The sequence below is a fragment of the Rhizobium sp. WW_1 genome (assembly GCF_003610155.1).
In the GTDB taxonomy this organism is placed as follows: domain Bacteria; phylum Pseudomonadota; class Alphaproteobacteria; order Rhizobiales; family Rhizobiaceae; genus Rhizobium; species Rhizobium tropici_A.
This window is the reverse complement of sequence record NZ_RAIN01000030.1, coordinates 1-24,001: the sequence shown is the minus strand read 5'-3', so window position 1 is coordinate 24,001 and position 24,001 is coordinate 1. Positions and strand designations below refer to the sequence as shown.

The following is a 24,001-nucleotide window of genomic DNA, read 5'->3' as shown; positions in this document are numbered from 1 at the left end:
TACCTTTCAGCATCAGGTCGGTTCCAAATTAGGACATATGGCGACGGGATAGCCTTGCCGAAACTCTCCTGCGTGCTTTGTGAATATTCCACACACAAGCTCCGGCAGCCTCGCAGAGATCCGTAATGAGTTTATGTCCCACCAAAAGCCGAATTGATGAACCTGTGAAGTTATCTCCGGCACGTTCATACAAGCCATGCAAGTGCTGAGCTAAGAGTGCCTCGACTACAGCGCAATAAGATCCACGATTCTCCATCCGTTGAATGCTATGGCCTTCCTTGGGATAGAGAAGATACGTCATCGGGATGCCGCACCTTCGGATCGCTGAGACGATTTGCTCCGATTCTGATGGTTTGACGCGAACATCCTTCCCACGCTGAACGATTAGCAGCGGCCGTCTAATGCGATCGACATAGGTCAGGGCGACCGTTCCTCCAGAAAGCGGCGAGCCGCTTCCTTAGTGAAATCGCCCAACCGAGTCTTGTAGACAGATTTCCATATCTTCCGGTATTCGGGGATCGTGCCAAGAGACGTCAGAAGGTTCGAGATCCCGTTTGGGTGGCGTAAACGAAGCGCATTCTGTGGCGCGACGGGTACTTTCGCATTCTCAGGTTTTAAACGTGTGCAGATTTGCGTCGTTCAATCGTTGTGACCCTGCTTCGCGGTCTAACTCAAAAATCTGGATCACAGGCAATGATTTGGTTTGATGCTTTGCTGGAAAAGCCGACGACGAGCTTCTGCGGCGTTGTGTTGCCGTCGTATTAAACGTCGTTGCTCGCGGCATAGACGTGATCGACGATATAGGTCAAATCTCGGATGTGCCGGTAACATGCCTCGTGAGTCGGAGGCTTTGGATGACCATTCTCAGATCATCAGCATCCACCGTTCCAGCGCTCTTTCTTTATGTGCCATCCATTCTCGAAGCTGTGGGTCGACTGGCGCGTCTGCTCCAGAGATCGCTGTTAGTCGCCAACGACGGGACCGCAAATCCATATTCCTTCATTCCGATGTCTGGCCTCGGACACTCCTCGGTCGTCCTGGTGGATCCTGGCGAATTGGATAAGAACAACCGTTATGTCATCGTCAGTGCTACGCCGGTCGCAAACCCAGAAATTTAAAGGCCCGGTCGGCTCCCTTTGATGGGAATAATATGCGGGTCGCGGTAGGCTGAGACCTACGCGCCGGAGCAAACGAGCGCCACAGTGATCGCGATTTTCCAGCTGCAGTCCTGTCTCGCTTCGTTCTTGGTCCTAAATTTGGCGTCATTCGATCGCTCTCGTTCGACTTCCCGCATCCTGCATTCAAGGAGCAGAAACCACATGCCATTAATGATCACGCGTCGCTTTGTGTTGATGACGCCGATGATTGCCCTATCGGGATTGTCCGGCTTGGGCGCTCAAGCCGAGACTAGCCGCAGGGGTATTGAGTTGCGACTTAAGGAGCTTGAAACGCGTAGCGGCGGACGCCTTGGCGTGGCCGTGTCGAATACCGCAACCGGTCAGATAGTCGGTAACCGCCTCGACGAACGTTTTGCCATGTGCAGCACGTTCAAAGCATTGGCCGTTGCATACACGCTCCACCGCGTGGATCGCGGCGACGAGCACCTTGATAGACGCGTCTTTTTCAACGAGCGCGACCTGGTCACACCTTTCAAGGCCACCAAACCCCATCTCGCGGATGGCATGACGATCGAGCAGCTATGCGAGGCGGCGATAATCGTGAGCGACAGCACTGCCGCAAATTTGCTTCTGGCGAGCTTCGGCGGCCCATTAGCGCTTACCACTTATCTACGATCCCTCGGCGATCGTGTGACGCGTCTCGATAAGATTGAGTTGGACTTGAACGTTGTTAAGCAGGGAGAAACCCACGATACCACCTCACCGCGCGCCATGGTCGGCACCCTGCGCCAAGTCGTTCTTGGGGATGCTTTATCAGCTCCGTCCCGCATGAAGCTGACAAACTGGATGACCGAGTCCAAAGACGCAGCGACACAGCGTCTCCGTGCCGGTTTGCCGAAAGGATGGCAGATTGCGAATAAACCTGGAACTTGGAAGGGAATTTCCACCAACGATATCGGAGTGATCTTTCCTCCTGGTCGTGATCCGCTTGTGGTTGCAGCTTATCTTGGAGGCGCGCCTGGGAAGATCAAGGACCAAGAGACTATCTTGGCTGATGTCGCCCGGATTATTGCTGAGGAGATCTAGGTGAACCGCCTCGATCAGTCTCAATCAATCACGTGCGACAGGCCGGGTCCTCTACGGTCACAATTGAAATCTCACGTTCGGCCGCTTGAGAAGCTTGCCCCGTCAGCACGGAACCGAGCCCTCCACCATCAAAAATGAAATCGCTCGGCCATTGCGGCACGTAGGAGCTCCCTCGTCCAAAACCCTGACAGCTGTCAGGGTTTTTGTAAATGTATGACAGGGAGGGTGACCCCTTCAATTCGGCCCCTCGCCTTTCCCGATCGACGACATTCCATTCCAATCTCTCTCTGACGCCAAATCCTTTTGGCAAAACCCTGACAGCTGTCAGGGTTTCAAGTTGAGCACGAAGGCAGATCCGAACAATCATTTCCATCCTCGCCTCGACAGCCCCACCGGCCAATGTTCAAGATAGGCAGGCGCGCGCACCCAGTTCGAGCCCCGCACAAAGGGATTGACCATCCGCCTCCAGCAGGTTCCGCGCCGCACACAAGAAAATCATCATTTGCGGATACTCCCGTTCACGCTACCTTGAGCCGCAGGGAGATCCGAAATGTCGTTCGAATTGTACGCCGCCTTCATAGCAACAACGGTTGCCCTCATGGCATTGCCAGGCCCGAACGCGGCATTGATTACCGCGAACTCCATTGCCTATGGACGCAGATACGGTTTGATCACGGTAGTTGGCACAAGTGCCGCCATGATCCCGCAACTGCTCCTCACTGCTCTCGGAATGAATGGCGCGCTCACTCTGACGGGAGAGTTTTTTGAATGGATACGCTGGGCAGGCGTTGCCTATCTGGTTTATCTTGGCATCCAGGCTTGGCGGGCGCCGGCCGTAGACCTGACGAAAATCAAGGCAGAGCCCCAGTCAGGACGATCCATTTTCCTGCGCGGCTTCCTTGTCTCCTCGTCCAATCCGAAGACGTTGCTATTCTATGGAGCGTTCTTCCCGCAATTCGTCGTGGCAGACGGGAACGTCATGCGACAACTCCTTCTGCTTTCCTTGAGCTTCCTTGCCGTTGCCGTCGTGCTCGATAGCTGTTGGGCCCTGCTTGCGGATAAGCTCCGGCGTGTGCTGGCTGCGCGTGGTGCATTCCGCAATCGCCTGACAGGTACGATCTACTTCGCTGCCGCGGCCGGCCTTGCCGGCGTCAGACGCGCCTCGTGAATAGTAATGGCATTCGTCGCCTGCTCGTCAAAAATATCCGTGATGGACCTGTCTGACATCCACCCGCTCCACTAGACGACACCTCTCCTTGATCTCCGCACGCCATTAAGATAGCCGACGAATAACAGTGTAGATCGGAAACAGAATGGCGCTTGATTCACAGTCTTTCATTGCCGAGACCAGTGGCTGGACCATAAGCCACCGTGTGAGCTCGGCATTGCCCGGCTATCTGATCCTCGGGGCAAAGAGCTCCGCCACCGATCTCTCCGATCTGCCTGAGGGCGCCTTGCACGAACTCGGGCCTCTGCTGGCGCTGACCCAGACGGCTCTGCGACGAGAGCTTGGCGCCCAGCGCGTATACATCGGTCGATATGGCCACATCCGCGGGCTCGCCTTTCACTTTCATATCATCCCAATATACGACTGGGTCGAAGACCTATTCTGGCAGGATGCCCGGTATCGGGCGCTCAGACAATTTGCCGAAAGGGAGGGGGAAACCGAAACGGATGGCGCAGAACTGACATTTTTCGTCTGGCGCGAATTCTGTGAGCGCCAACACCCTCCCCCGATCAAGGGGCCAACCGTTTCGAGTGTCGTCGAAGTCCTGCGTAGAACAGTGCCTCAACATTTGTCGGCCGCCGGGATATCTCATCTTCAAGATTTGGGATCGTAAGCAAGGCTCCATATTCCTGTCCTGAATTGTCCAACTCTTCCATCAACAGCCCTGAGAGACGACGGTGGACAATTTGCTTGACGAATCAGGCTTCATGACGTGCTATATCCATAGAGGCAGACAAAAAAACCTGCTCTTGATGCCCAAATTCGAGGCTCCCTAAATATCGGATTTTAAACGAAAATTTTCCCATCGTGAAGTTAACCGCTCACTAGTTTCCACTAGCTATACAGCGCCTTTTCCCGCTTCTTGAGCGTGAGAAAAGCCGCAATCATTGGGAGCGCTTTCGCGTCCGAAACCGGGGCAAAACGATCAACATCATCTGATTTGAACGGACATTTCGAGATAAATGTCCCGCCCTGGCATCCCAATCAGGAACACATCCTGGATCGATGAATTCCTCACAGCTTTTCCGTTTTATCGCCGTTCGATGGCGACCGTGCTCCTATAGGCTGGAATACTGGTACGACCTACCGCCGGAGAGGAGGGATCGCATTCGATCACCACAGCCCATTCGGCCGGCACAGGTCTTATCGTTAAGGTCTCATTTGCTCGAATGGACAGTTCTCGCCCGGTCGTTGGTTACAAAATTGTAAGGGTGCTATTCATTTTCGGTTAAGTCGAAATCGGGCATCAAAGTCATGCGTAAACACGCAGCATCAACCCCCAATGCTTATGAGGCTCAACATGAAAAACCTGTTTCTCGCTTCCGCTATCGCCCTTGTATCGGTTGTCGCCGTAAGCGCGCCGTCGCAGGCTGCTCCGTTTCATCGTCATCACCATCACTGCGCTGTAAAGACCGTGAAGCACAAGGTTCATGGCCACTGGGTCGTTCGTAAGGAACGCGTCTGCCGTTAATCCCAATCTGCATTTGTACTGTTGGCAAAGTTCGGCAGACAATGAACGGCCATAGCTGAAATCGGCTGTGGCCGTATCATTCCATGAGAGCAGTGCATTATCGTACCCGCGCGAAAGAAGGTTTTCAAAATCTCGTCGGGACGAGGCGTTTCAGGCAGCCGAATCCAAGGATCACGAAACCTCCAATAATGTATGACCACCTCCACTATTTGCTCGGAGCAATGCCATCAGGGCTGGACCGAGCGAAAACTCGCGGCGTCTCGCTTTGGCCGTGAGGTCCTGTAAATAGGCACCGGCAGATTTGATGTTTCCGGATCGCTCCAGGATGCATGCCATCGTCACCGCCGCATTCTCCGGCCCCATTATTTCGCAAGCATGCTGATAGGTGGAAGGGCTGACGCCGAGCATGGAACGTACGACGATGGCAGCAGACATGAGATCTCGCCAACTACCAATGACGGCAGTCGGTCCATATGAACTTATCTCGGGGCAAGCCTTCAGCACCAGGGCTAAGGGAAAGATACGCATCGGTTCTTCACATACCGGGTCTTGTTTCAGGGATGTCACCTTCAGCGTTGTTCGAGACGGCTGTTCAGATTCATGAAGGGATTCGGGATTTGAATTCTGTATGTGGCGCTCACTATGGGCATCATTGGTGCTAAGATTTTCGACTTTTTCCTGCGTTTCCAGGAGGTTGATGATCTCGCCACGGAGAAGCTCCATGCATTCCAGGATGGAATCGATGTCGGACATGGTCGGCGAACGGGAAATACGCGCGGCGAGGGCGGTATAGTTCTCTTCGAACATCGTCCAATTGCCCGGAACACCTTCCATGATTGCCGCGGCAATCAGTTTGCGAACGTCGCGACGGCATATGGTCAGGCTCTCCTTTGCCCGGCGAAAGGCAATCCGATCTGCGACCACCTGCTGGGCGATGATCGCGAGCTCTTCGGCACGGTGCAGAAGCGGCGAAATGTCGAAGCCGAATGCATTTTCGATCTCGCCATCGCGACCCTTTCTCGCATAGCGCTTGCCATTGGCGCTATCGCGTCGAACGATCAGCCCGGCTTCGATCAGAAGCGCCAAATGCCTGCGCAACGTAGCCCCTGCAATGCCGTGGGCACGCAAGGTCAACTGTGCGTTGGAGGGAAAGACGATCAGTTTGGCGTCCTGGCGAAGCTCGTTGTCGGGATAGAAGCTCAGCAATGCGTCGAGCACGGCCAGGCTACGATCCTGCAATCCGAGCTTTTCTCGTGCTTCGGATGCATCGCGGAAGACCTTCCATTTATCGACGGTCTTTTTTGGTTCGATTGTGGTTACGGCAATTTGCTGCCGGATCAGGGCAAGCGTCATCGGCCGCCGCCCGAAAGGCGTCGTCAGACTTCCATTCTGCATTTTCCTCACCTTCAAGAGGCAAAAGAAATACGATCACCAAAAACGGTGCCAAAGACTCTTGACTGGGATTCGAGGAAATGCGATTCTTCAGTTGCTACATTGAAGAGAAGGCTTCCACGACGGCAACGTTTGGGGGCCTTTTTTCTTTTGCTAGGTTTCCTTTCCAATCACAAAACCCTGACAGCTGTCAGGAGTTGCGGTTATTTCTCGCTCGCGTAAAGCGCTCGACCAGGTCGGGCAGCTCATCTTCGACGAATCTTATAAACTCTGTTCCCAATTCGCCCTCTGCCGAGATTCGAACCTCCCGGGGTGAGGTCATGAATGACCCTAGCCTGGTTCCCGACATATCGGAAATCGCGATCTGGGTGTTACGGGAAGCCGTGGCGGGCTTGATCACTTTCAGAGCCACCTGAAACCTTTGGTCCGAAGTTTCAGTGGCCTCATCGACGTCCGCCAAAGCAGCACGCACCAGCTCAAGGGCATTGGGCGCTGCGGATATCGTCTTTGCCAGATCGAGCCAACGCGGTCGCCCGACTTTCGGAGCCCTGCCGATAGCCTCAATGACATCGGCCGGAATTGTGCGATAGACGCTCCGCATTCTGGCGAGTTCCGCATCCTCGATCGAGAGAGCGGCGTAGATATGCCGCGCCTTGATGCCCGCATCATCCATGCGCGAGGCAAACAAGGCGCGCTCGATCCATGTCAGGTCCTGCCTGCCTGCGTTTTCAATGCCCTGCGCCAGAACGAGATCGAGATCGGAAATCTCAACTTCGATGGCACGCACGGCGCGGCCCAGCTCCAGAGCAGCCCGCCATCTGCGATGACCATAAACGACCTGATAGCGGTCGCTTGAGGAAGGATGCCGCCGAACCTGGATCGGAACCTTCTGGCCTTCCTCCTCGATGGAGCGCTTGAATCTCTCGAAATCGTGAGGCTCGTCGTCAGGCAGGCGGTCCGGATAAGGAGATGCTTCGATCACATTAGGATCAAGATCCTGAATCCAGCCTCCGCCGGATTCGACAATGGCCCGCAACCGATCGCGTTCTGCTCGTATGTCGCCGATTGCCCGATGCGCGGCACCAATCACGCCGGCACCGACGCGGCTCGATTGCACGGGAGTAGGGCTGGCGTCGGGCGGCGTCGGATCTGCCGCGGGTTCAGCGCCTTCCAATTCGGCGGAAAGCAGGCCGAAACTGGCAACGATGGATTTCCTCGGGCTTTTGCTCATCCACGCCCCCAGCTTGTGTTGATAAGATGCACGATCGCTTCGTTGACGGCGTCAACAGCCTCTCGGGCACGCTTATGCGTGTCACGGCCGATCTGCCCCATTTCGAGTTCATAAAGGGAGCGCTTGGCAAGCCCGGCAGCTTCGACCGCAGTGCTTTCGATCGCCGTCGGCAAGAGAACATCGCTACCGAAGAGATGGCGCAGCATCGCAACCACTTGCGACTGCGGCGCATCGTTCGGGTCGTGGCGCGTGACCAGATAGCGGATGAAATCCTGATCGAGCTGCGCGCCGCTTTCGTTGAGCACGCTGATAAGGTCACCCATCATGAGCAGGAACTGGCTCATCGATGCCACGTCAAGCATGGCCGGATGTACGGTGATGATCATGCTTGTCGCGGCATAAATGGCACTGAGGGTCAGAAACCCGAGCGATGGCGGCGTGTCGAGGATGACGATATCGTAATCGTCCTCAACCTCGGCAAGTGCCAGCTTCAGGCGCTCGAAGAAGATGACGCCGGAGCCGGATTTCTGGGCGAGCACGCGAGGCGTCTCGTGTTCGTATTCCATAACTTCCAGGTTACCCGGAATAAGGTCTATGCCGTCAAAATAGGTCTTGCGGATGATCTCGCGGATTGGGCGTCTTTCGGCGGCATCGTATCTGAGGGTGGCATAGATGGTTTCGTTGGCGCCGACATCGATTTCTGGCTGGGCACCGAACATGGCTGAAAGCGATGCCTGCGGATCGAGATCAAGGGCAAGGACGCGATAGCCATGCAGAGCCAGATAATGGGCGAGGTGAACGCAGGTGGTCGTCTTGGCACTCCCACCCTTGAAGTTGGCGATTGCCATCACTTGCATATGTTCGCCCGGTCGGCGTCGAGGCAGAAAACGGAGGGCTTCTGCTGGCTTCTGTTTGGCAAACAGCTCCCGCAATTCGTTGATCTGGGCAAGCGTATAGACGCGGTGATTGTTTTCCAGCCGGCTGGGCGCAGGGCCACGGCCCTCGCTCGACATCAGCTTCAAGGTCGAATCCGGGATCGAGGTCAGCTTGGAGACTTCATTGGTCAGGAACTGGCGCAGCATCTTCTCGGACTTCGGCGGATACATCCGTGTCCTGAGCTGTTGGAGCTGGCCAGACAGCACAGTTGCATGCCGCGCGATTTTGCTCGCTGCATTTTCCTTTGATGGAGCTATTGTCTCCGTGCGGTTCGCTATCGCCATCTGTCCCTCTTGGCGGCCTGTCGCCGGTTTGCCGACCTTTGCCCGCCAGAAGATAGAACACGATTCTGTCAGGCCGTCCAGAGATTAACGGTTAATCACCGGTTAGCGTATGACAGGCAAGACTCCCTCTCCGACCGTTTAATACACTGCTTTTCTTGCGTTTTTTGCGGCAGGTCGCCGAAGGTAGTTGCCGCAATGACTCACACCTTTCGATAGCAAGACGTTGTCATTGACGGTCTCTCGACCTCTATCCGGCTAAGATGATCGCTAATTACGGCTGTGAGAATCACCGCGCAGCGACAAGTGAGTCGGCCTCCGTGTGGGTTATCCGGATCCAGATGAGTGCCCGTACTGCCGCCGAGGGTGCCATACTTCGTTGGCTCAAAAAAATGAGAGGTTTGGGAGTTCGGACCGGCTCGGCGTGATTTTCCGAATTCCATTCGCTTGAGAGTACTTATCTTCGCGCTTGGTCATCTAAACGAAATACCTCCGTTTGGAGAGGAGCATGAGATAGCATACACCTAAGCCCCCGCAATTTCTTATGAGCTGCGTTAGCACCGCATATCTGGGCATTACTAGCTGACGGGGGCCGTGCTCAGAGCCGGATCGTCGGCTGGTGGTAAGGGCGGCAGTGTGAAACAAAGTTCGCCGATCACTTGCATCCCAACGCCGAGTACACGGATTGGAGTTTGGACGAGGACCTGAGAAGGGGTTGTCGCGTTAGCTTGGCCTTCCTCGATTGGTGTGCTGATAGATGTTATGGAGTGGTTCGCGACCCGGCCGAACCAGAATCCATTCTGGAGGAAAATCTCAGTGGCAGGTCACAGCTTGTGAATTGCCTCGCCTCAATTTTCGCCTCCTAGGCAGACGATCCTTGGCGGGTCCGCGTCTCGATCCGCGACGTGCATATATTCAGTCGAGGACGACCGGCGCGTCACTCTCCCGACGGCCACGCAACGGCCTTTCCGGCATGAGATAGAACGCGACAAGAGACAATGCCGTCGCCAGGGCGCAGGCGAAGAAGATGTCGGTGAAGGACGTGCCAAACGCCGTAGCGGTACCCACTGCCTGTTGACCTTCTCCGCCAAGCGGCAGACCGTTACCGAGCGCGATGGTTCCGAGAACTGCCACGCCGAGCGCTCCGCCAAGCGACCGCAGGAAGGTCAAGACGCCTGTAGCAACGCCCAGATGGGCCTGATCGACCGCGTTCTGAACGGAAACGGTGGCGACCGGAAATGTCATGCCGGTACCTATCCCCGCTCCCACGGTTAAAAGCTCGATCACAGCCAACGATTTGTACGAGGCCAAAAGCGCCAGGGCCGCAAGGCAAGTCAAGCCGAACAGAGCACCGACGACTGCGAGCAGTTTGTAGTGGGTAATGCGCGGGATCGTGCGCCCGCTTACCATCGCGCCGGCGACTGTGCCCAGCAGGAAACCCAGCAAGGCGATGCCCGAACTGCTGGCGGAGAGGCCGTGAACCGATTGCATATAAACAGGAAGATAGACCGACAGACCGACATTCGCGGATTGGACCATAAACATAGCGAGCGTCCCGTACCGGACGACAGGATTGGCCAGAATCTCCAGGGAAATCAAAGGCTCCGCGGCAAGCCGCAACCGCAGTCCAAACATGGTCCAGAGCACAGCCGAGCACCCCAGCAGTCCGATGACGACCGAAGATAGCCACGAATATTGACTGCCTCCCCAATTAAGAGCAAGCAGCAAGAGCGCCGTCGCAGCGACAAGCAATGTTGCCCCCGCCGCGTCGATGCGATGTGCACGCGATGTAACGGGCAACTTTTTCAACGGATTGCTGATGATCACCAGAGCCACCAATCCGAGCGGGATGTTGATCCAAAAGATCAGAGACCAATGGAGGTGCTCGGCGAAAGTGCCGCCCAACAGCGGTCCGGCGATGCTGGCGACGGCCCACATGCCGGAAATCCAGGCAGCATAGCGGGCACGCTCACGAGGTGGCACAAGGTCGCCGATGACTGTCTGCGCAAGCGCGAACAGGCCGCCGCCGCCCACGCCTTGGACGGCGCGGCCTATGATGAGCACGAGCATATTGGGTGCAAGCGCACTGATCAGGGACCCCGCGAGGAAAATGATGATGGCAGCGAAAATCGTCGGGCGACGACCGTGAATATCGGAAATCTTGCCGTAAAGCGGCGCCATCGCCGTCGCGGTCAGCAGATAGCCGGTGACGAGCCAGGGTAGGTAGTCGGGATGGCCGATCGCCTTGCCAATCGTCGGCATGGCAGGGGCGACGATCGTCTGGTCCAAAGCGGCTAGAAGCATCGAGAGAAGCACGCCGGCGATGATGATATTCTTTTCTGACTCCGATGGAGGGGAGATCGCTACGGCATTCTTGTTCGGAGGAACTGCCTCATTCATTCGCTTTGCCCCTCTCTCCGCTGGTTCTGCAATGTCACAATTGCAATAACGTCCTATGGGCGTCATGGGCGAGCGTCAATGCACCGACGCGAACTTGGAAACTTTCATTGCGGTATTCGACATTCATGGTCATGCTGCCTCATCCTCTCGGTGCGATCGACAGAGTGAAAGCCTACAAGTTCCCCCTCCAGCGGAAATGCGTGACGGGCCGCCAAGGATAAGGGTCAGGAAGGGAAGTCGCATCCGTGAGTTTCAAAAGCTATTCTAGAAATGATTAACCGGCTAATATTATGGATTCTGCCTTAAAGGCGGCAAGCCAATGGTTTCGGCGTATCAAGAGTGAAGATTTTCGCATGCCTGATCCCATCAACGATTGACGCCCGCCGTTGCGGTCCTGTCGGTCGCCGACGTCACCGGGAGCCGCGGCAATCCTGTTACGATAGAATTTGCAATCTGCAGGGACTACACAGAAAGGTCTTTCCGATGAAGCCGGATTTGCTGGTTGTGCCCGCCGCCGGCAGTCCAGTCGTCAGACCAGGCGCGGAACAAAGCCAAGTCATTATCTGTAATGCGCTTCACGGCTCATTCTTAAGTGGTCAGGGTGGGAACGACTTCACTGCAGCCTATATATGCCGGCTGCCGTTGCCAGATATGTGTATCACGCCAAGGTGTACACTTCGATCGAAGAGGGTGGACGGATCGCTAGCACCCTGCGCACGGCGGTCGCGATGGTCTTCGGCATCAGCCCGCCGGCGGCCTAGCGGAAAGCGAACCCTGCATGTCTCGTTCGAGTATAGACCAGGTCTTCACAAATTCCCCATCGATCTCGAATTGAATCGAGATCTCTTTGCCATGAGGAACAGCGTCGTGCAGGGAGTGTGCAATCGATAGTGACGCAATGTTGTTGCCGCGAATGCCGTTGAAGACAGCTGCTTCGAAGCCGAAAAACGTCCGAACCAGAGGGTATAGCGTCTTGTAGACGGTCTCCTTGGCTGAGAAAATCAGGGTCGCAAGCACGGCGGCATCGAACGCCGTTTGCTCAAAAACCCGCTGGCGCTCCTCAAGGTTCAAAGCCTCCTGCAAAATCGCCTCCAAGGAGGCACCAGTCGACACTTTCTCAATATCGATACCAACCAGCTTTGCTTCGTCAGCGACAACGAGACACGCACATTTTCCGTGCGAGTGGCTGATCGAGCCGGATATTCCCCTTGGCCATACAGGATAGCCCCACTCGCCGATAGCTATCGGAACATAGGCACGATGCAATCTTTCCAGTGCGGCGCGAGCCAGAATGCGACCCGCAAGAAACTCGCTCTGACGCTTTGGAACTGCGTTGGTGAGCTTGGGTGGAAAATCGATATCACACGCATCGAATAGAAATCGATCGTAAGCTTCAACGGCGTAGTACGCCTCGAGCTCAATAAGCTCATCTTTCTCCTCTCGCAATATAGCGATCTTGCTGAGGAATTCACTCGGCTGCTCAGTCAAAAACGAAAGGTCATTGCGCATATGAGATCCAAGACAATGATCAGTATCACTGAACAATCACTGATGCCGAGGCAATAAATGACATATTGCCACCCGTTGCATTTGCCAGGCTATCGCGTCTTGCCTCCACTCAGGCCGTTGATAAGCCAATGCCAGGTCCTGTCAAAATGCGCTTCGATGGTCTGGCGCGAGTCAAATTCATTACTGCCCATCATCGCCGCGGTCGTCGGCAACGCGACCATACAGTGAATGAGATGATGCGCAATCGCGGTAGCGTCTCCGGCACTGATCGCGCCAGCCTCTTGCGCTTCAACTACCGCCTCGGTCAGCTTTGCCATGATCGGATCAGGCTGCGGCGGTATCGGCCCCTTCTTCTCAAACACGACGGTCTCACTGAAGGTGATGCGCTTCAGTGCGATCAACTCAGGCTCCATGTTGACGTGGAGCAGCTCGAGAACGAGGGAGTTTAACCGTTCCAGCGGATTCCCGTGGATCAAGGGTAATTTCTCGAGCTTGGCAATTGCCTGCTTGTGGGCACGGCTCACGACCGCTTCAAACAATGCGACCTTGGAAGGGAAGCGTCGATAAACAGTGTCCTTGCCTGCTCCACAGCGCGAGGCGACCTGTTCCATCGAGGTGCCGGCAAATCCTTTGCTCGCAAAGAGTTCCGTGGCGGCCACGATAATTCTTTCCGCTGCCATATCCTGATCTGCCTTCGAAGGACGGCCGATCCTTCCGACCATATTCTTGCTCTCCGCCGCCATTATTTTCTCCATTTCGTCCCCTCGGCCGGCCTTATATCGCTGTCTGGCTTCACCAACATTAAAAGTTGACGAATTTATTCATATTAACTGTACAGGACGTTCCCGTTTGATTAAATCCCCTAGCAAAACCTGAAAGCTTCGACCATGGGGATCGTTCGTGAAGCACAGCATTTCATTAAGACATATTTTGCTCCTATCCACTTTCCTTGTTCCAGTCACGCAGGCGGCAGCCCAGGAGAATGCCACGCAACTTACGCCGATCGTCGTCCAGGGGGCAGGCAACGATAACGATACATCGAGTAAGATCGTAGCCAAATCGGCTCAATCCGCAACCAAGACTGTCACACCGATCGTCGAGGTGCCGCAATCGATCACGACGGTGACCCGCAAGCAGATCGATGAACAGAACCCTCAGACTGTCAGCGAAGCGCTCCGCTATACTGCCGGCGTCCTTTCCGATCGAGACACGAATTCGCGCTACGATTCGGTGTTCCTTCGCGGCTTCGGCGGCTTCGGGACCTCGACCAATTTCGTCAACTATCTCGATGGGTTGAAGTTGCCGCGCGGCCAGGCCTTCGGCACACCCTCCATCGATCCGTTCTTCCTTGATCACATCGATGTTCTGAAAGGCCCTTCCGCACTCCTCTATGGCCAGATCAGCCCCGGCGGTCTCGTCAACCAGGTCAGCCGCGAACCTTCCGCCATGAAATCGAACGAACTGCGTGTCGAGGGCGGCACGAATGGGCGATTCCAGAGTGGTCTCTTCTCGACAGGTCCGATCACCAGCGATGGCACCTGGCAGTATGGTATCTCCGTCGTCGGTCGTACCTCTGGCACGCGCTATGACCATGTCGACGAAAAGCGTTTCGGCGTTGCACCATCACTGAAATGGGAGCCGGACAAGGATACATCACTCGTCATTTCCGGCTACTATCAGCGCGATCCGGAGGGTGGCTACTTCAACTCCGTCTATCCGGCATTCCTTGCTTCAGGAAATCTTGACCGCTTCCTTGGACCGAAATTCAACATCGGCGATCCGTCCTACGATTCCTTCGAACGCACGCAATATGGCGCCGGCTACAGGTTCGAACACAGCTTCAACGATCAGATCACGGTCCGCTCGAACTTCCGTTATTCCGGGCTTGATGTGGATATGCGTTCGTTACAGATGTCAGGTCCGATGTCGGCGGCGGGTGTCATTCCGCGCTACGCCCTCCACTCGATCGAGAACGCCAGAGGATTGTCCTTCGACAACCAGGCCGAGTTCAAGTTCGACACAGGCATTGCCAAGCATACTCTACTCGCCGGTGTTGACCTGCAACACTCCGACAGTAGCTGGGAGTACCTGATGGGCGGCGCGACCTCGATCGACGTCACCAATCCCGTCTATGGCCAGCCGGTCGGTCCGTTCTCGACCGTGATCAAGAACGATCAATCCCTCCGCCAGACCGGCATCTATCTGCAGGACCAGATCGAGCTCGGTCAGTTGCGCGCCGTTTTGGGCGTGCGCCACGATTGGACGGACCAGGATTCAGACAATCTCCTCGCGCATACGTCCTCTGATCAAGCCAGCAACGCGACGAGTTATCGCGCCGGTCTGCTCTATCTGTTCGACAACGGCATTGCGCCCTATGCAAGCTATTCGACCTCGTTCGAACCGGTCATAGGCACCGATGCGAATGGCAATCCATTCATACCTACGAAGGCACGGCAGTATGAGGTCGGCATCAAGTATCAGCCGGCCAGTTTCGACGCACTGTTCACCCTCTCCGCCTTCGACATTCGTCAGAACAATGTGCTCGCTCCCGGCGCCATACCCGGCTTGTCTGTGCAGCAGGGCCAGATCCATTCTCGAGGCATAGAGTTTGAGGCGCGTGGTAACGTATCCAGCAATCTTGAACTCATTGGCGCAATCTCGTTGCTTGATACGGAAGTTTCCGAATCCACCGATACGTCGATTATTGGCAACCGACCGCAGGCGGTGCCGCGCTATTATGGCTCGCTGTGGGCGAACTACAGCTTCGATTACGCAGCGCTTGAGGGCCTGACCGTTGGTGGCGGTGTGCGTTTCGTCGGCTCCAGCTACGCCGACGATTTGAACAAGGTGAAGGCCGACGGATACGCCCTGCTGGATGCGGCCGTGAAATATGATTTTGGCGTCAAGAACCCGAGATTCAAGGGGCTGGAGGCTACGCTGAATGTGACAAACCTGCTGAACAAGGAATACTACTCCAGCTGCAGCTCGAACTATTATTGCCAGTATGGAAACGGCCGTACCGTGATCGCCGGCCTCAGGTACAAGTGGTAAGGCGGCATCGATGATAACGAGACGCCGGCTCTTTACCTCCGTCGCTGCCACGGCACTTCTTTCATGGGTGACGCCAACACTGGCGGATAGATCGTTCAAGGTGATCGATCTGGCGGGGCGCGAGCTCAAGTTCGCTGCTCCGCCGAAAAGGATCATTCTACTCGAGGCGCGTGATCTTTTGACGATGTCCCTCCTGCATCCCGATCCGGCGTCGCTGGTCGTCGGTTGGGCTGCTGTCGACAGGATCGACAGCGAACAGCTTCAGACACGTCTTCTGAACGGCCATTCTGTCAGCGTCGTTGGCAAGCAGACCCCCGATACCGTGTCCCTCGAAGGACTGATCAGTCTTTCGCCCGATCTCGTGGTGACGACTGCCTTCATGACGCCGGATGGCGACAGCAATCCGATGGTCGAGCGGTTGATGCAACTGGGGATCCAGGTCGCCTACAGCGACGCCGCGAGCAATAGCGCCAACAGTGGGGCGGCGAGCGATCCCGCGGCGGAGCTCGAGGCATCCATGCGCATGTGGGGGGCGCTTCTCAACACTACAGCGAAGGCGGAGAGATTCATCGCCTTCTTCGACGGTGAATTGACAAGGATTGTGTCCCTCGTCAAAGACAAGCCGCCGGTCACGACCTATCTGGAAGTCCAGTCCACCGTGGACGACTGCTGCTGGGCTGCTGGACGAAAGGTCTGGGGAGATCTCCTGGCGCTTGCGGGCGGTCAACCTTTGCCTGGCGTGACGGCGCCATGGTTTCAGCAATTGTCTCTCGAATATGTGCTTGCGACACCGCACGATGTCTATATCGCTTCGGGCGGCGGCTGGGCTTCGGGCAGCCGTCCCGCAATCGGGCCGGGCCTCGATCCGAAGCTCGGTCGCGAGGGCCTGCAGCGACTGGTCGAGGGCCGCACCGGCTTCAGCCAGCTTCCAAGCGTTCGCCACAGGCGCGTATACGGCATATGGACCGGGTTGATTTCTAATCTGCCGTTGAATGTCCTGTTCGTGGCGCTCGCTGCCAAATGGCTCCATCCAGCTGAAACCGCCAGCCTCGATCCGGAAGCCATCCTGGATGCCATTAACAAGGACTTCGCCGCATTCCCGATCGAGGCGCCGTTATGGGCCTCGATCTAATCCATGGAGTCGACTGGAAAATGAATTCAGCCAACGCAAGACGATACCGCGCAAGCGCGGATGTTCGTTTCGTAAGAATCGGCGATTATATCGATCCGATTGTCGAGGCCATCGCGACCCACGATATGATCGTCGAAAGGCGCGGAGGAATCCATCATATCCTATCGCCCTTTGGCAACGCCACATTCGAGGTCTGCCAAGGCGGTTTCAAACTGACTGTCGAGGCAACCGATCCCAGAGGAATCAACCATTTGAAGCATGCTCTCGCTGGACCGATCGGATTCATTGCCGCTCGCGAAAGGTTGGAAATTCAGTGGGAGGGTGACGTTACGGAATCGGCCTTGCCCGACGACCTTCGCATTTTGCGTGTGACGTCGATCGAGGACTTATCCCCTCGGTTCCGTCGAATAGCGTTCAAGGGCGAGAATCTCGAGCGGTATGATCGTGCCGACCAATTGCACTGTCGGCTCATCTTCCAGCCGCGCGGAATTGCTGAGCCGCTTTGGCCAATGCTCGACCACCGGGGTTGCATCGTCTGGCCAGAAAATACCGCCGTACCGACACGAGTCTACACGATCCGGCGCATCGATGTTGCTCGGAAGGAAATCGTCATAGACTTTGCTCTTCATGCAAATGCAGGCCCAGCAACTCGATGGGCAATGGATGCGCGCACAGGGGACGTGGTCGGGATTTTGGGACCCGCCGCAAATGGATCAAAACCGGCAAAATTCCAGGTGCTGGCTGGTGACGAAACGGCTTTGCCAGGCATTGCAAGAATTCTGGAGTCCCTTCCGCGTGACGCTGTCGGTCACGCATTTATCGAATTGGACAGTAAGGCAGATGAACTGCCGTTGACTTGTCCTGCCGGCGTGATGGTCCATTGGCTGCATCGAGATGGTGCCGCTGCGGGCACGACGACGTTGCTGCCGGATGCCGTTCGCTCGATAAGATGGCCGGAAAACCTCGATGATGTGTTCTTCTGGGGCGGATGCGAGCATACGGCGTTCAGCGCCATCTACCGTCACCTTAGAAATGGCGTGGCGCTGCCAAGGGATAGCTTTGTATTGTATTCGCATTGGCATAGATCCCTCAGCGAGGAGCAGATCATTGCGCGCGGCGCAGAGGCCTATCTGCCGCATCAAAGTCAGTGAGGAACGACTATTGCCAAATTTGAATATGGGTAGATCAACATGATCCAATCTCATAACCTCCTGATCTCTATCGCAATTTGACATAGATATCTTCTATCGAAGAAAGGCTTCTGACACAGATCTGTCGACCTGGGCCTCCCGGCTCGCGCCGCTCAATAGCGCCTTCAGTATAAACAGTCCAAGAATTCGTCCGCACCTCCCGCGGCTCAATTCTCCACGGAAACCAACATTTAAACCCACGCAGCCGAGCTAGGCGGCACTTGGTAAGCGGATGATGACCTCGAGCCCACCATGCCTGGAATGTTCAAACGCAATCGTTCCGTTGTTAAGGGAGACAATCTCGGAAGCGATCGCCAGACCGAGACCGGTGCCCGCCACAGTCTCGTCCAAACGCCTGTCACGCCGGCCGATCGAACTGAGATCCGAGATCTGAATGCCGGGACCATCGTCGGATATCCGCCATTCGACGTCAACAGCGTCCTGTTTGGCCGTGATGAAGACCTGCGTGTTCGCCCATTGAGCTGCGTTCTCCAGTATCACGCCGACAAGCTCGATAAGATCATTGACGTCGATGTCGACATTCAGGCCACCGGCAATATCAACTACCCAGTCGAGTTGTTCACCTTTGGGTGTCTTTTTCAACACTGCGATCGCACGTGGGACGACGCTGCTCAACGATGCGCTGAGCGCGTGCATGCGAACGCGTTGACGCAGCCGGACCAGACGCAACTGATAGTCTATCCGATCGCGCATCTCGTTCGTCAGGTCGACGATCGAGGCTGCGCTGCGCGTATTGCCGCCCTCTTCGAGCTCATAGGCGATCGTACCGAGCACGGTGAGCGGAATTTTAAGCCCGTGCGCAAGATCCGACGCACGTGATCGCGCAAAGTCCATCGATTTCTGCTGGACGGTGAGGAGGGCGTTTACTTCGCTGACCACGCCCGCGACTTCCAGCGGATAGGCTGCATCGATTGAAGAAGCAACGCCGTTGCGGATACCTTCGATATCCTTGCGCAATCTCTTGAATGGGGAAAGACCAAACTGCACCTGCAGGATGACGGCGAAAACAAGGACGACGCCGAGAACCAGGAGCGCCAGGGCCAGTTCCCACCCAAAGCGGGTGATCGCCTCATCGAGGATCGATCGGTCTTGAGCGACGATGACCTGAAAACGTCGCTCGTCTTTGCCCTTTGCGAAGCGCGCCGTCAGGGAAAGGGCAAGCAATGATTGCCCCACCGGCCCTTGAACGGTCGAGAGCTGTCCGCCTTCATCCGAGGGATCAAGCTTCAGCACATAGTCCCAAAGCGAGCGAGAGCGGATGCTCTGCTGGGTCCCAAGATCTGTGATCTGCCAATAGAGTCCGCTGATCGGCGTCTCATAGCGCGGATCAGGCAATACTCCGGTTAGGACAGGCAGCGCACCGCGCGCGTCCGAATTGATCAAGGCGACAAGACGCGACGTGGTCGCTGATAGATCTGCAGACGCGCTTCGCTCGACGCTGTTGGTGAAGAGATATCCGATCGCCACACCTGCCAGCACGAGGGCCATGGCGATCCAGACACCAGCTCCCAATATGAGGCGAATTCGTAAGGATTGAATTTTCAAGGATCATTTCCGCCGAGAATGTACCCAAAGCCCCGGCGTGTCGCGATGATATCGGCGCCTAGTCTCTTGCGCAGCCGACCGATCAGGACCTCAACAGCGTTCGAGCCACCCTCGAAGTCCTGTGTGTAGAGATGTTCGGCAATTTCGATCTGTGAGACGACACGGCCGCCCTGATGTGCCATGAAGGCAAGCAGCCGGTATTCTTGCGGCGTCAGTACGATCGGAACGCCAGCGCGCGAGACCTGTCTCATCCGAGTGTCGAGAACAAACTCGCCGATTTCGATCTGCGATGATGCAAATCCACCTGCCCGGCGGACGATCGCTCGGATGCGTGCCACGACCTCCTCCATCCGGAAAGGCTTTACCACGTAATCGTCGGCACCGGATTCGATTCCCTCCACGCGTTCGTCCCATTGTCCGCGCGCGGTTAGAATCAATACGGGGACGTTGCGTCCTGCGCGCCGCCAGCGCTTCAAGATCGTCAAGCCGTCCAGTGTTGGAAGGCCAAGATCAAGGATCACCGCATCGAATGTCTCGGTGTCTCCGCGGAACCAGGCGTCCTCTCCGTCTCTGGCATATTCCGCGACGAAACCGGCGGCCGATAGTGCCGTGCCAAGCGACTCGGCGATCCGGCGGTCGTCTTCTGCGACAAGTATCCGCATCTCTACCTCACTCTTATGAGTTTGCCTGTGCGGGCATTGAAAGAATAGCGGCGGACTTCGTTGTTGGTTTCGAGCACCTTCAACTCATATTGGAGAATACCCTTTACAGGGCGCAGCCGCGTATCAATGATCTGACCATCGGTCAGGTGGCGGGCGATGGCGACAATGTCGCCCAATGGGAGTGCGCGATCGGCTTGTACGGCTTTCAGCGCGCCATTTGGTCCATCAAATTTATCGTCGGATCTGTTGCCGCCATGCGCCTCGGAATTAGACTGCTGATCGCCGTCGGAATCATCCGAACCGGCATCGCTATCACTCGAGTCCGAATTCGATTCGCTCGCGCTGCTTCCGTCGTTGGAAGAGCCATCTGAATCACCGCCATCGGCAATTTGGATGACCCGTACATTGTCGAAGTCGCTTGCCCATTCGTGTGCCTGCACCGTGGCGGGAAGATGTAGCGCAACGGCAACCACCGCAAATCGCGGCAAGGCTCTCAGCGACCGAAAACGCACTCACACTCTCCTAAAGCCATCCAATCTCCCTCAAACGGAGAGATTAGCCGAATGAAGCTGACAATTCGCTGACAACGCCCTCATGCGTTTATCAGGCGCGTTGAATTATATCAGCCAGCATTGAAGCAAAACAAGACCATCGAAAGCGAGACCAGAAACCATGCAACCGGGCAGACTTCTGATAATCACGCCTGACGGTAGATCGCTTCGACGTTCGAGGGAATGCCAGATGAGGCTGCTGTTGCGCTATGTGCCAGTCGTCATTTGCGTGGCCGCGCTATCTGCCATGTTCTTGGCCATGTCGATCATGCGGCCGCCGCATGCGTGCGGGCCATTTCAGATCTTCAGACAGTATCGGGCAAGCCAGTCGCCGTTATGCCAAAACAAGAAAACCGGAAGCGAGTCTTCAGTAGGTTCGCCCGAGGCGACTTCATGAGAGCCAGGAGCACGGGGGACCGACCTCGAAGATGGTACCGATCAAAGTCTCACAAATCAGGTGTCTACAATGGCAGATAGCCCTGAAGGAATTCAATATGCAGATGCTATTTCGTTTTATACCAGCCGCCATCTACATAGCGGCACTATTCGCAATCGCTTTGTCGATGTTGATCGTTCGGTCGCCGCATGTGGGTGGACCGCTCGTCCTGCATTGCCAGTATGAGAAATACTCCGATTGCAGGCTGGTGCGGTAAGGTCGAAGGTATGGCGCAGATGGCCGCATCCGATAAGCAACTGTAATATCAATCATATCCGTACTGGCGAAGCCGAGCCATGTCTGAGCTTTCGGCCGGTCTTTTCAAAATCCGTCTCGCAGACATCTTGAACCTTCCGCGTCGGAACGCGGGAATGAGGTTTGCTAGCGTGTTCTGAGGCAAAATATGGATCCTGCAACATGTCGATGAATTCGATGCTGAAGAAAATGGTATCAAGCAGTTTGATATTGGCGGTCTGCGGCCATGCAGCTGCTTCGATGCCGATCGCGGTCATAGCTTACACCTCTCAGGCAGTCTTCGCATCGTCCGCCGCAGCGGCGTCTGAGACCAGACGAAACGCTCAGGGGCTATTGTCCGACATGCGCGTTTCGTTCGGTCTGATCGCGAGGAGCTATAAGGAGAATGCCGGCGTCCGGCACCGAAGTGCCACTGTCGTTCTCGAAGCCGTAACCCGTGCAGCCAAGGCGACCCAGCAACTTGACGCCGCGCTCGCAGCCCATAAAAGCAAGGCTATCGCCGAGGCCACCGGGAACCTATCGAGGGCGATTGGCGAGTTGCAGACGCGATATGCTCTGACGCTGGCGCAGAACGACCAGGCCGCACGAGGCATGCGCTATCTGAACGCTGCCTGGAAGACCTATTCGTCCCGATACATTCTGTCAAAGCCACCGAATGCAACCAGGACAGTAAGCAAAGCGGAGGTTCGAGCCCTGCGCAAAAAGGTAGCTGCCCTGGAAGGGCGCGTAGCGTCGCTGGAGGGTGAGGTTGCCACAAATGCCTCGCTTCGGCGTGAGGTCGTGCGGCTAAGGCAGGATCTCGCCTATTACGATACACGCGCTGACGACTACTGGACCTACCAAAGCATGTTGCTGACACTCACAGTCGTGTCCGGTTCTTTCGACGCACTCGCCTATACAACGCGGACTTATTATCCAACCTATTATGTGTACTTCGAGCCGGTCGGTCCCGATTTCCATGTCTGGCATTCCTATTGGGACGGATACTATGATGGCTATTATGACGGCCGCAGCTCGGTCTGGTACGACGAACAAACTATTGTCGATAGCCCACTGGTCGAGATTACCCAGATAGAGGTCAATCAGGAGATCACCTACCAGGCGATCTACAATGTGACAGACGAGACCCGTATCGAATACGAGGCCCTGCCTCAGGAAACCTTGACCGAGGTAGATATCCCGGTAGCGCCGGAAGACACAGTCTTTTCGACACAAGCTTTGTCGCAGACGGAACCCGATGATGTAGCGCGCCAGGCAGACGAGACAGCGCCTGCCGCCATCGACCGGACTGATGATACAGTTGAACCTGGCGAAGCGCCCGAATCCGCAGTTCGTACGACGCCAGAAGTGATCGCGCCTTTGGACAAAGAAGACCATCCGGATGGTCCGCAGACGTCCGATCAAGGCAATGAGCGAGACGCCATTTCCGACGGTGACCGGGACGATGCCTCAGAGGCCTCGCGAGAGTTGCCGGAGCAAAGTGCTGTCCCGTCTGAGGAAGAGAGGCGCGACCCAAGCGAGATTTCGGCGCCCGATCAAGACCAACAGCAGGAGACCAGGCCGAAATCAGACGAGGACGGCGACGGTGCAAGGTGCCGGGAAGGCGAGGATAGCTGCTGACCCGGAGAATATCGCCTCTGATCGGTGGACACCCCGTAGCGGCACCGATGTGGCAGAATGGAGACGTCGATCACAATTTTATCCGAGGTGTCCATGGAAGAAATCAGTAGTATCGGTCTGGATTGGCGAGGAATGTATTTCAAGTCATTGGTTGCGAAGAAACCAGTATTGTAACCTTGCCCAAGAAACTTCGCCGTGGCCTGCTATCACTCTCCGGGATTCACCTGGACCGGAACCATCAATCAGGCGTCTATATCATTCAAAGTAGCAGTGTTTTTTGAAGCAGTTCAGTCGCAATAGAGGGCCATGCCGTCCTTTTGGACGATCATCTGTCGTTCGTATCGAAGATGTTAATTAGGCTTATCACGCCAACATGTGGAGCAGCTAATCGAGGTGAAGGTTTGCACGAATCGGGATTATTACGAGCCATCGTACGGCATCGAACAGGCTGCGTTTTCGGTGACATCGGCGATCCCTGAGAACAACCCAAGCGGGAGAGTTTCTCAAAGCATTGCCGATTGCCGCAAGACAGAGAAAAACACGGTAGTTCTACTTATTCATCCGTCGAACAGCGTCATGCTAATATCGCACGACGAACCAAACAGCTAGATGATCTTACCTCGGGGAGCTGGGGTGAGCCGCGATTGCGTTGGGATATCGCGAAAGATGTTAGGCCATAATGAGAAAATCAGAGGATTGGTAGCTATCAGCAGTCTATTCGGGAAGCTGAGTTGGTTTCGATTGCTGGTATTCTGGATCGTATTCCAGATTGTGGGAGCAGGTGTTGTTGCGGTGATGTCAGGTTAACTTGGGCTGAAGGGTTTGCGGCTATTTCGCTGTGATGAGCAAGAGCCCGGTCAGTTACAAGCGCCATCGCTTTCCTCCC

20 protein-coding genes are annotated in these 24,001 nt (G+C 55.8%); 9 read left to right on the top strand and 11 right to left on the bottom strand.

Features of this window, described 5'->3' with window-relative positions; all coding sequences use genetic code 11:
* Positions 1-28: 28 nt before the first annotated feature.
* Positions 29-385, bottom strand: a complete 357-nt coding sequence (locus BJ928_RS36410) for a prolyl oligopeptidase family serine peptidase (RefSeq protein WP_245432769.1) — start codon at positions 383-385, stop codon at positions 29-31.
* 469 nt (positions 386-854) lie between these two features.
* Between BJ928_RS36410 and BJ928_RS36405 the strand changes: the two genes are divergently transcribed.
* The 5 genes from BJ928_RS36405 to BJ928_RS39140 all read left to right on the top strand — a co-directional run bounded on the left by BJ928_RS36405 (position 855) and on the right by BJ928_RS39140 (position 4,903).
* The gene (locus BJ928_RS36405) at positions 855-1,118 is read left to right on the top strand and encodes a hypothetical protein (protein WP_047636454.1); all 264 of its coding nucleotides are present in this window, start codon (positions 855-857) and stop codon (positions 1,116-1,118) included.
* Positions 1,119-1,319: 201 nt separating this feature from the next.
* Complete coding sequence (bla, locus tag BJ928_RS36400) at positions 1,320-2,204, top strand: class A beta-lactamase (RefSeq protein WP_052228004.1); 885 nt, start codon at positions 1,320-1,322, stop codon at positions 2,202-2,204.
* Positions 2,205-2,754: 550 nt separating this feature from the next.
* The gene (locus tag BJ928_RS36395; protein WP_047636456.1) at positions 2,755-3,372 is read left to right on the top strand and encodes a LysE family translocator; all 618 of its coding nucleotides are present in this window, start codon (positions 2,755-2,757) and stop codon (positions 3,370-3,372) included.
* A gap of 145 nt (positions 3,373-3,517) precedes the next feature.
* Positions 3,518-4,045: a hydrolase gene (locus BJ928_RS36390; RefSeq protein WP_052228005.1), complete on the top strand. Its 528-nt coding sequence runs from the start codon at positions 3,518-3,520 to the stop codon at positions 4,043-4,045.
* Between the two features lie 687 nt (positions 4,046-4,732).
* The gene (locus BJ928_RS39140; protein ID WP_183079512.1) at positions 4,733-4,903 is read left to right on the top strand and encodes a hypothetical protein; all 171 of its coding nucleotides are present in this window, start codon (positions 4,733-4,735) and stop codon (positions 4,901-4,903) included.
* 171 nt (positions 4,904-5,074) lie between these two features.
* Here the strand turns inward: BJ928_RS39140 and repC are convergent, their stop codons facing one another.
* From repC to BJ928_RS36355, 6 genes are all read right to left on the bottom strand, one after another.
* Complete coding sequence (repC, locus tag BJ928_RS36380) at positions 5,075-6,298, bottom strand: plasmid replication protein RepC (RefSeq protein WP_047636457.1); 1,224 nt, start codon at positions 6,296-6,298, stop codon at positions 5,075-5,077.
* Positions 6,299-6,485: 187 nt separating this feature from the next.
* On the bottom strand, positions 6,486-7,526 hold the full coding sequence (gene repB, locus BJ928_RS36375) for a plasmid partitioning protein RepB (RefSeq protein WP_047636459.1): 1,041 nt from the start codon (positions 7,524-7,526) through the stop codon (positions 6,486-6,488).
* The gene (gene repA, locus BJ928_RS36370; RefSeq protein ID WP_047636461.1) at positions 7,523-8,746 is read right to left on the bottom strand and encodes a plasmid partitioning protein RepA; all 1,224 of its coding nucleotides are present in this window, start codon (positions 8,744-8,746) and stop codon (positions 7,523-7,525) included. Before repA ends, repB begins: the two co-directional genes overlap by 4 nt.
* 912 nt (positions 8,747-9,658) lie before the next feature.
* A complete protein-coding gene (locus BJ928_RS36365) occupies positions 9,659-11,143 on the bottom strand; it encodes an MDR family MFS transporter (RefSeq protein WP_047636463.1) in 1,485 nt (494 codons plus the stop codon).
* 741 nt (positions 11,144-11,884) lie between these two features.
* Complete coding sequence (locus tag BJ928_RS36360) at positions 11,885-12,652, bottom strand: 4'-phosphopantetheinyl transferase superfamily protein (RefSeq protein WP_052228006.1); 768 nt, start codon at positions 12,650-12,652, stop codon at positions 11,885-11,887.
* 89 nt (positions 12,653-12,741) lie between these two features.
* Positions 12,742-13,395, bottom strand: coding sequence for a TetR/AcrR family transcriptional regulator (locus BJ928_RS36355; RefSeq protein ID WP_082012023.1), 654 nt, complete (start codon positions 13,393-13,395; stop codon positions 12,742-12,744).
* Positions 13,396-13,582: 187 nt separating this feature from the next.
* Between BJ928_RS36355 and BJ928_RS36350 the strand changes: the two genes are divergently transcribed.
* Genes BJ928_RS36350 through BJ928_RS36340 form a run of 3 tightly spaced genes read left to right on the top strand, consistent with a single transcriptional unit; the run spans position 13,583 to position 17,986 of the window.
* On the top strand, positions 13,583-15,703 hold the full coding sequence (locus BJ928_RS36350) for a TonB-dependent siderophore receptor (RefSeq protein ID WP_245432765.1): 2,121 nt from the start codon (positions 13,583-13,585) through the stop codon (positions 15,701-15,703).
* A 10-nt stretch (positions 15,704-15,713) separates the two neighbouring features.
* Complete coding sequence (locus BJ928_RS36345; protein WP_047636466.1) at positions 15,714-16,835, top strand: ABC transporter substrate-binding protein; 1,122 nt, start codon at positions 15,714-15,716, stop codon at positions 16,833-16,835.
* Positions 16,836-16,855: 20 nt separating this feature from the next.
* On the top strand, positions 16,856-17,986 hold the full coding sequence (locus BJ928_RS36340; protein WP_047636484.1) for a siderophore-interacting protein: 1,131 nt from the start codon (positions 16,856-16,858) through the stop codon (positions 17,984-17,986).
* Between the two features lie 249 nt (positions 17,987-18,235).
* Here the strand turns inward: BJ928_RS36340 and BJ928_RS36335 are convergent, their stop codons facing one another.
* The 4 genes from BJ928_RS36335 to BJ928_RS39135 form a co-directional block, all read right to left on the bottom strand.
* On the bottom strand, positions 18,236-19,591 hold the full coding sequence (locus BJ928_RS36335) for a HAMP domain-containing sensor histidine kinase (protein WP_047636467.1): 1,356 nt from the start codon (positions 19,589-19,591) through the stop codon (positions 18,236-18,238).
* Complete coding sequence (locus BJ928_RS36330) at positions 19,588-20,253, bottom strand: response regulator transcription factor (protein ID WP_047636468.1); 666 nt, start codon at positions 20,251-20,253, stop codon at positions 19,588-19,590. Before BJ928_RS36330 ends, BJ928_RS36335 begins: the two co-directional genes overlap by 4 nt.
* Before the next feature lie 2 nt (positions 20,254-20,255).
* The gene (locus BJ928_RS36325; RefSeq protein ID WP_047636469.1) at positions 20,256-20,765 is read right to left on the bottom strand and encodes a hypothetical protein; all 510 of its coding nucleotides are present in this window, start codon (positions 20,763-20,765) and stop codon (positions 20,256-20,258) included.
* Positions 20,766-21,509: 744 nt separating this feature from the next.
* Positions 21,510-21,752: a hypothetical protein gene (locus tag BJ928_RS39135; protein WP_047636472.1), complete on the bottom strand. Its 243-nt coding sequence runs from the start codon at positions 21,750-21,752 to the stop codon at positions 21,510-21,512.
* Between the two features lie 85 nt (positions 21,753-21,837).
* On the opposite strand from BJ928_RS39135, the gene BJ928_RS36315 reads away from it, so the two are divergent.
* The gene (locus BJ928_RS36315) at positions 21,838-23,115 is read left to right on the top strand and encodes a hypothetical protein (protein WP_183079511.1); all 1,278 of its coding nucleotides are present in this window, start codon (positions 21,838-21,840) and stop codon (positions 23,113-23,115) included.
* Positions 23,116-24,001: the final 886 nt, after the last annotated feature.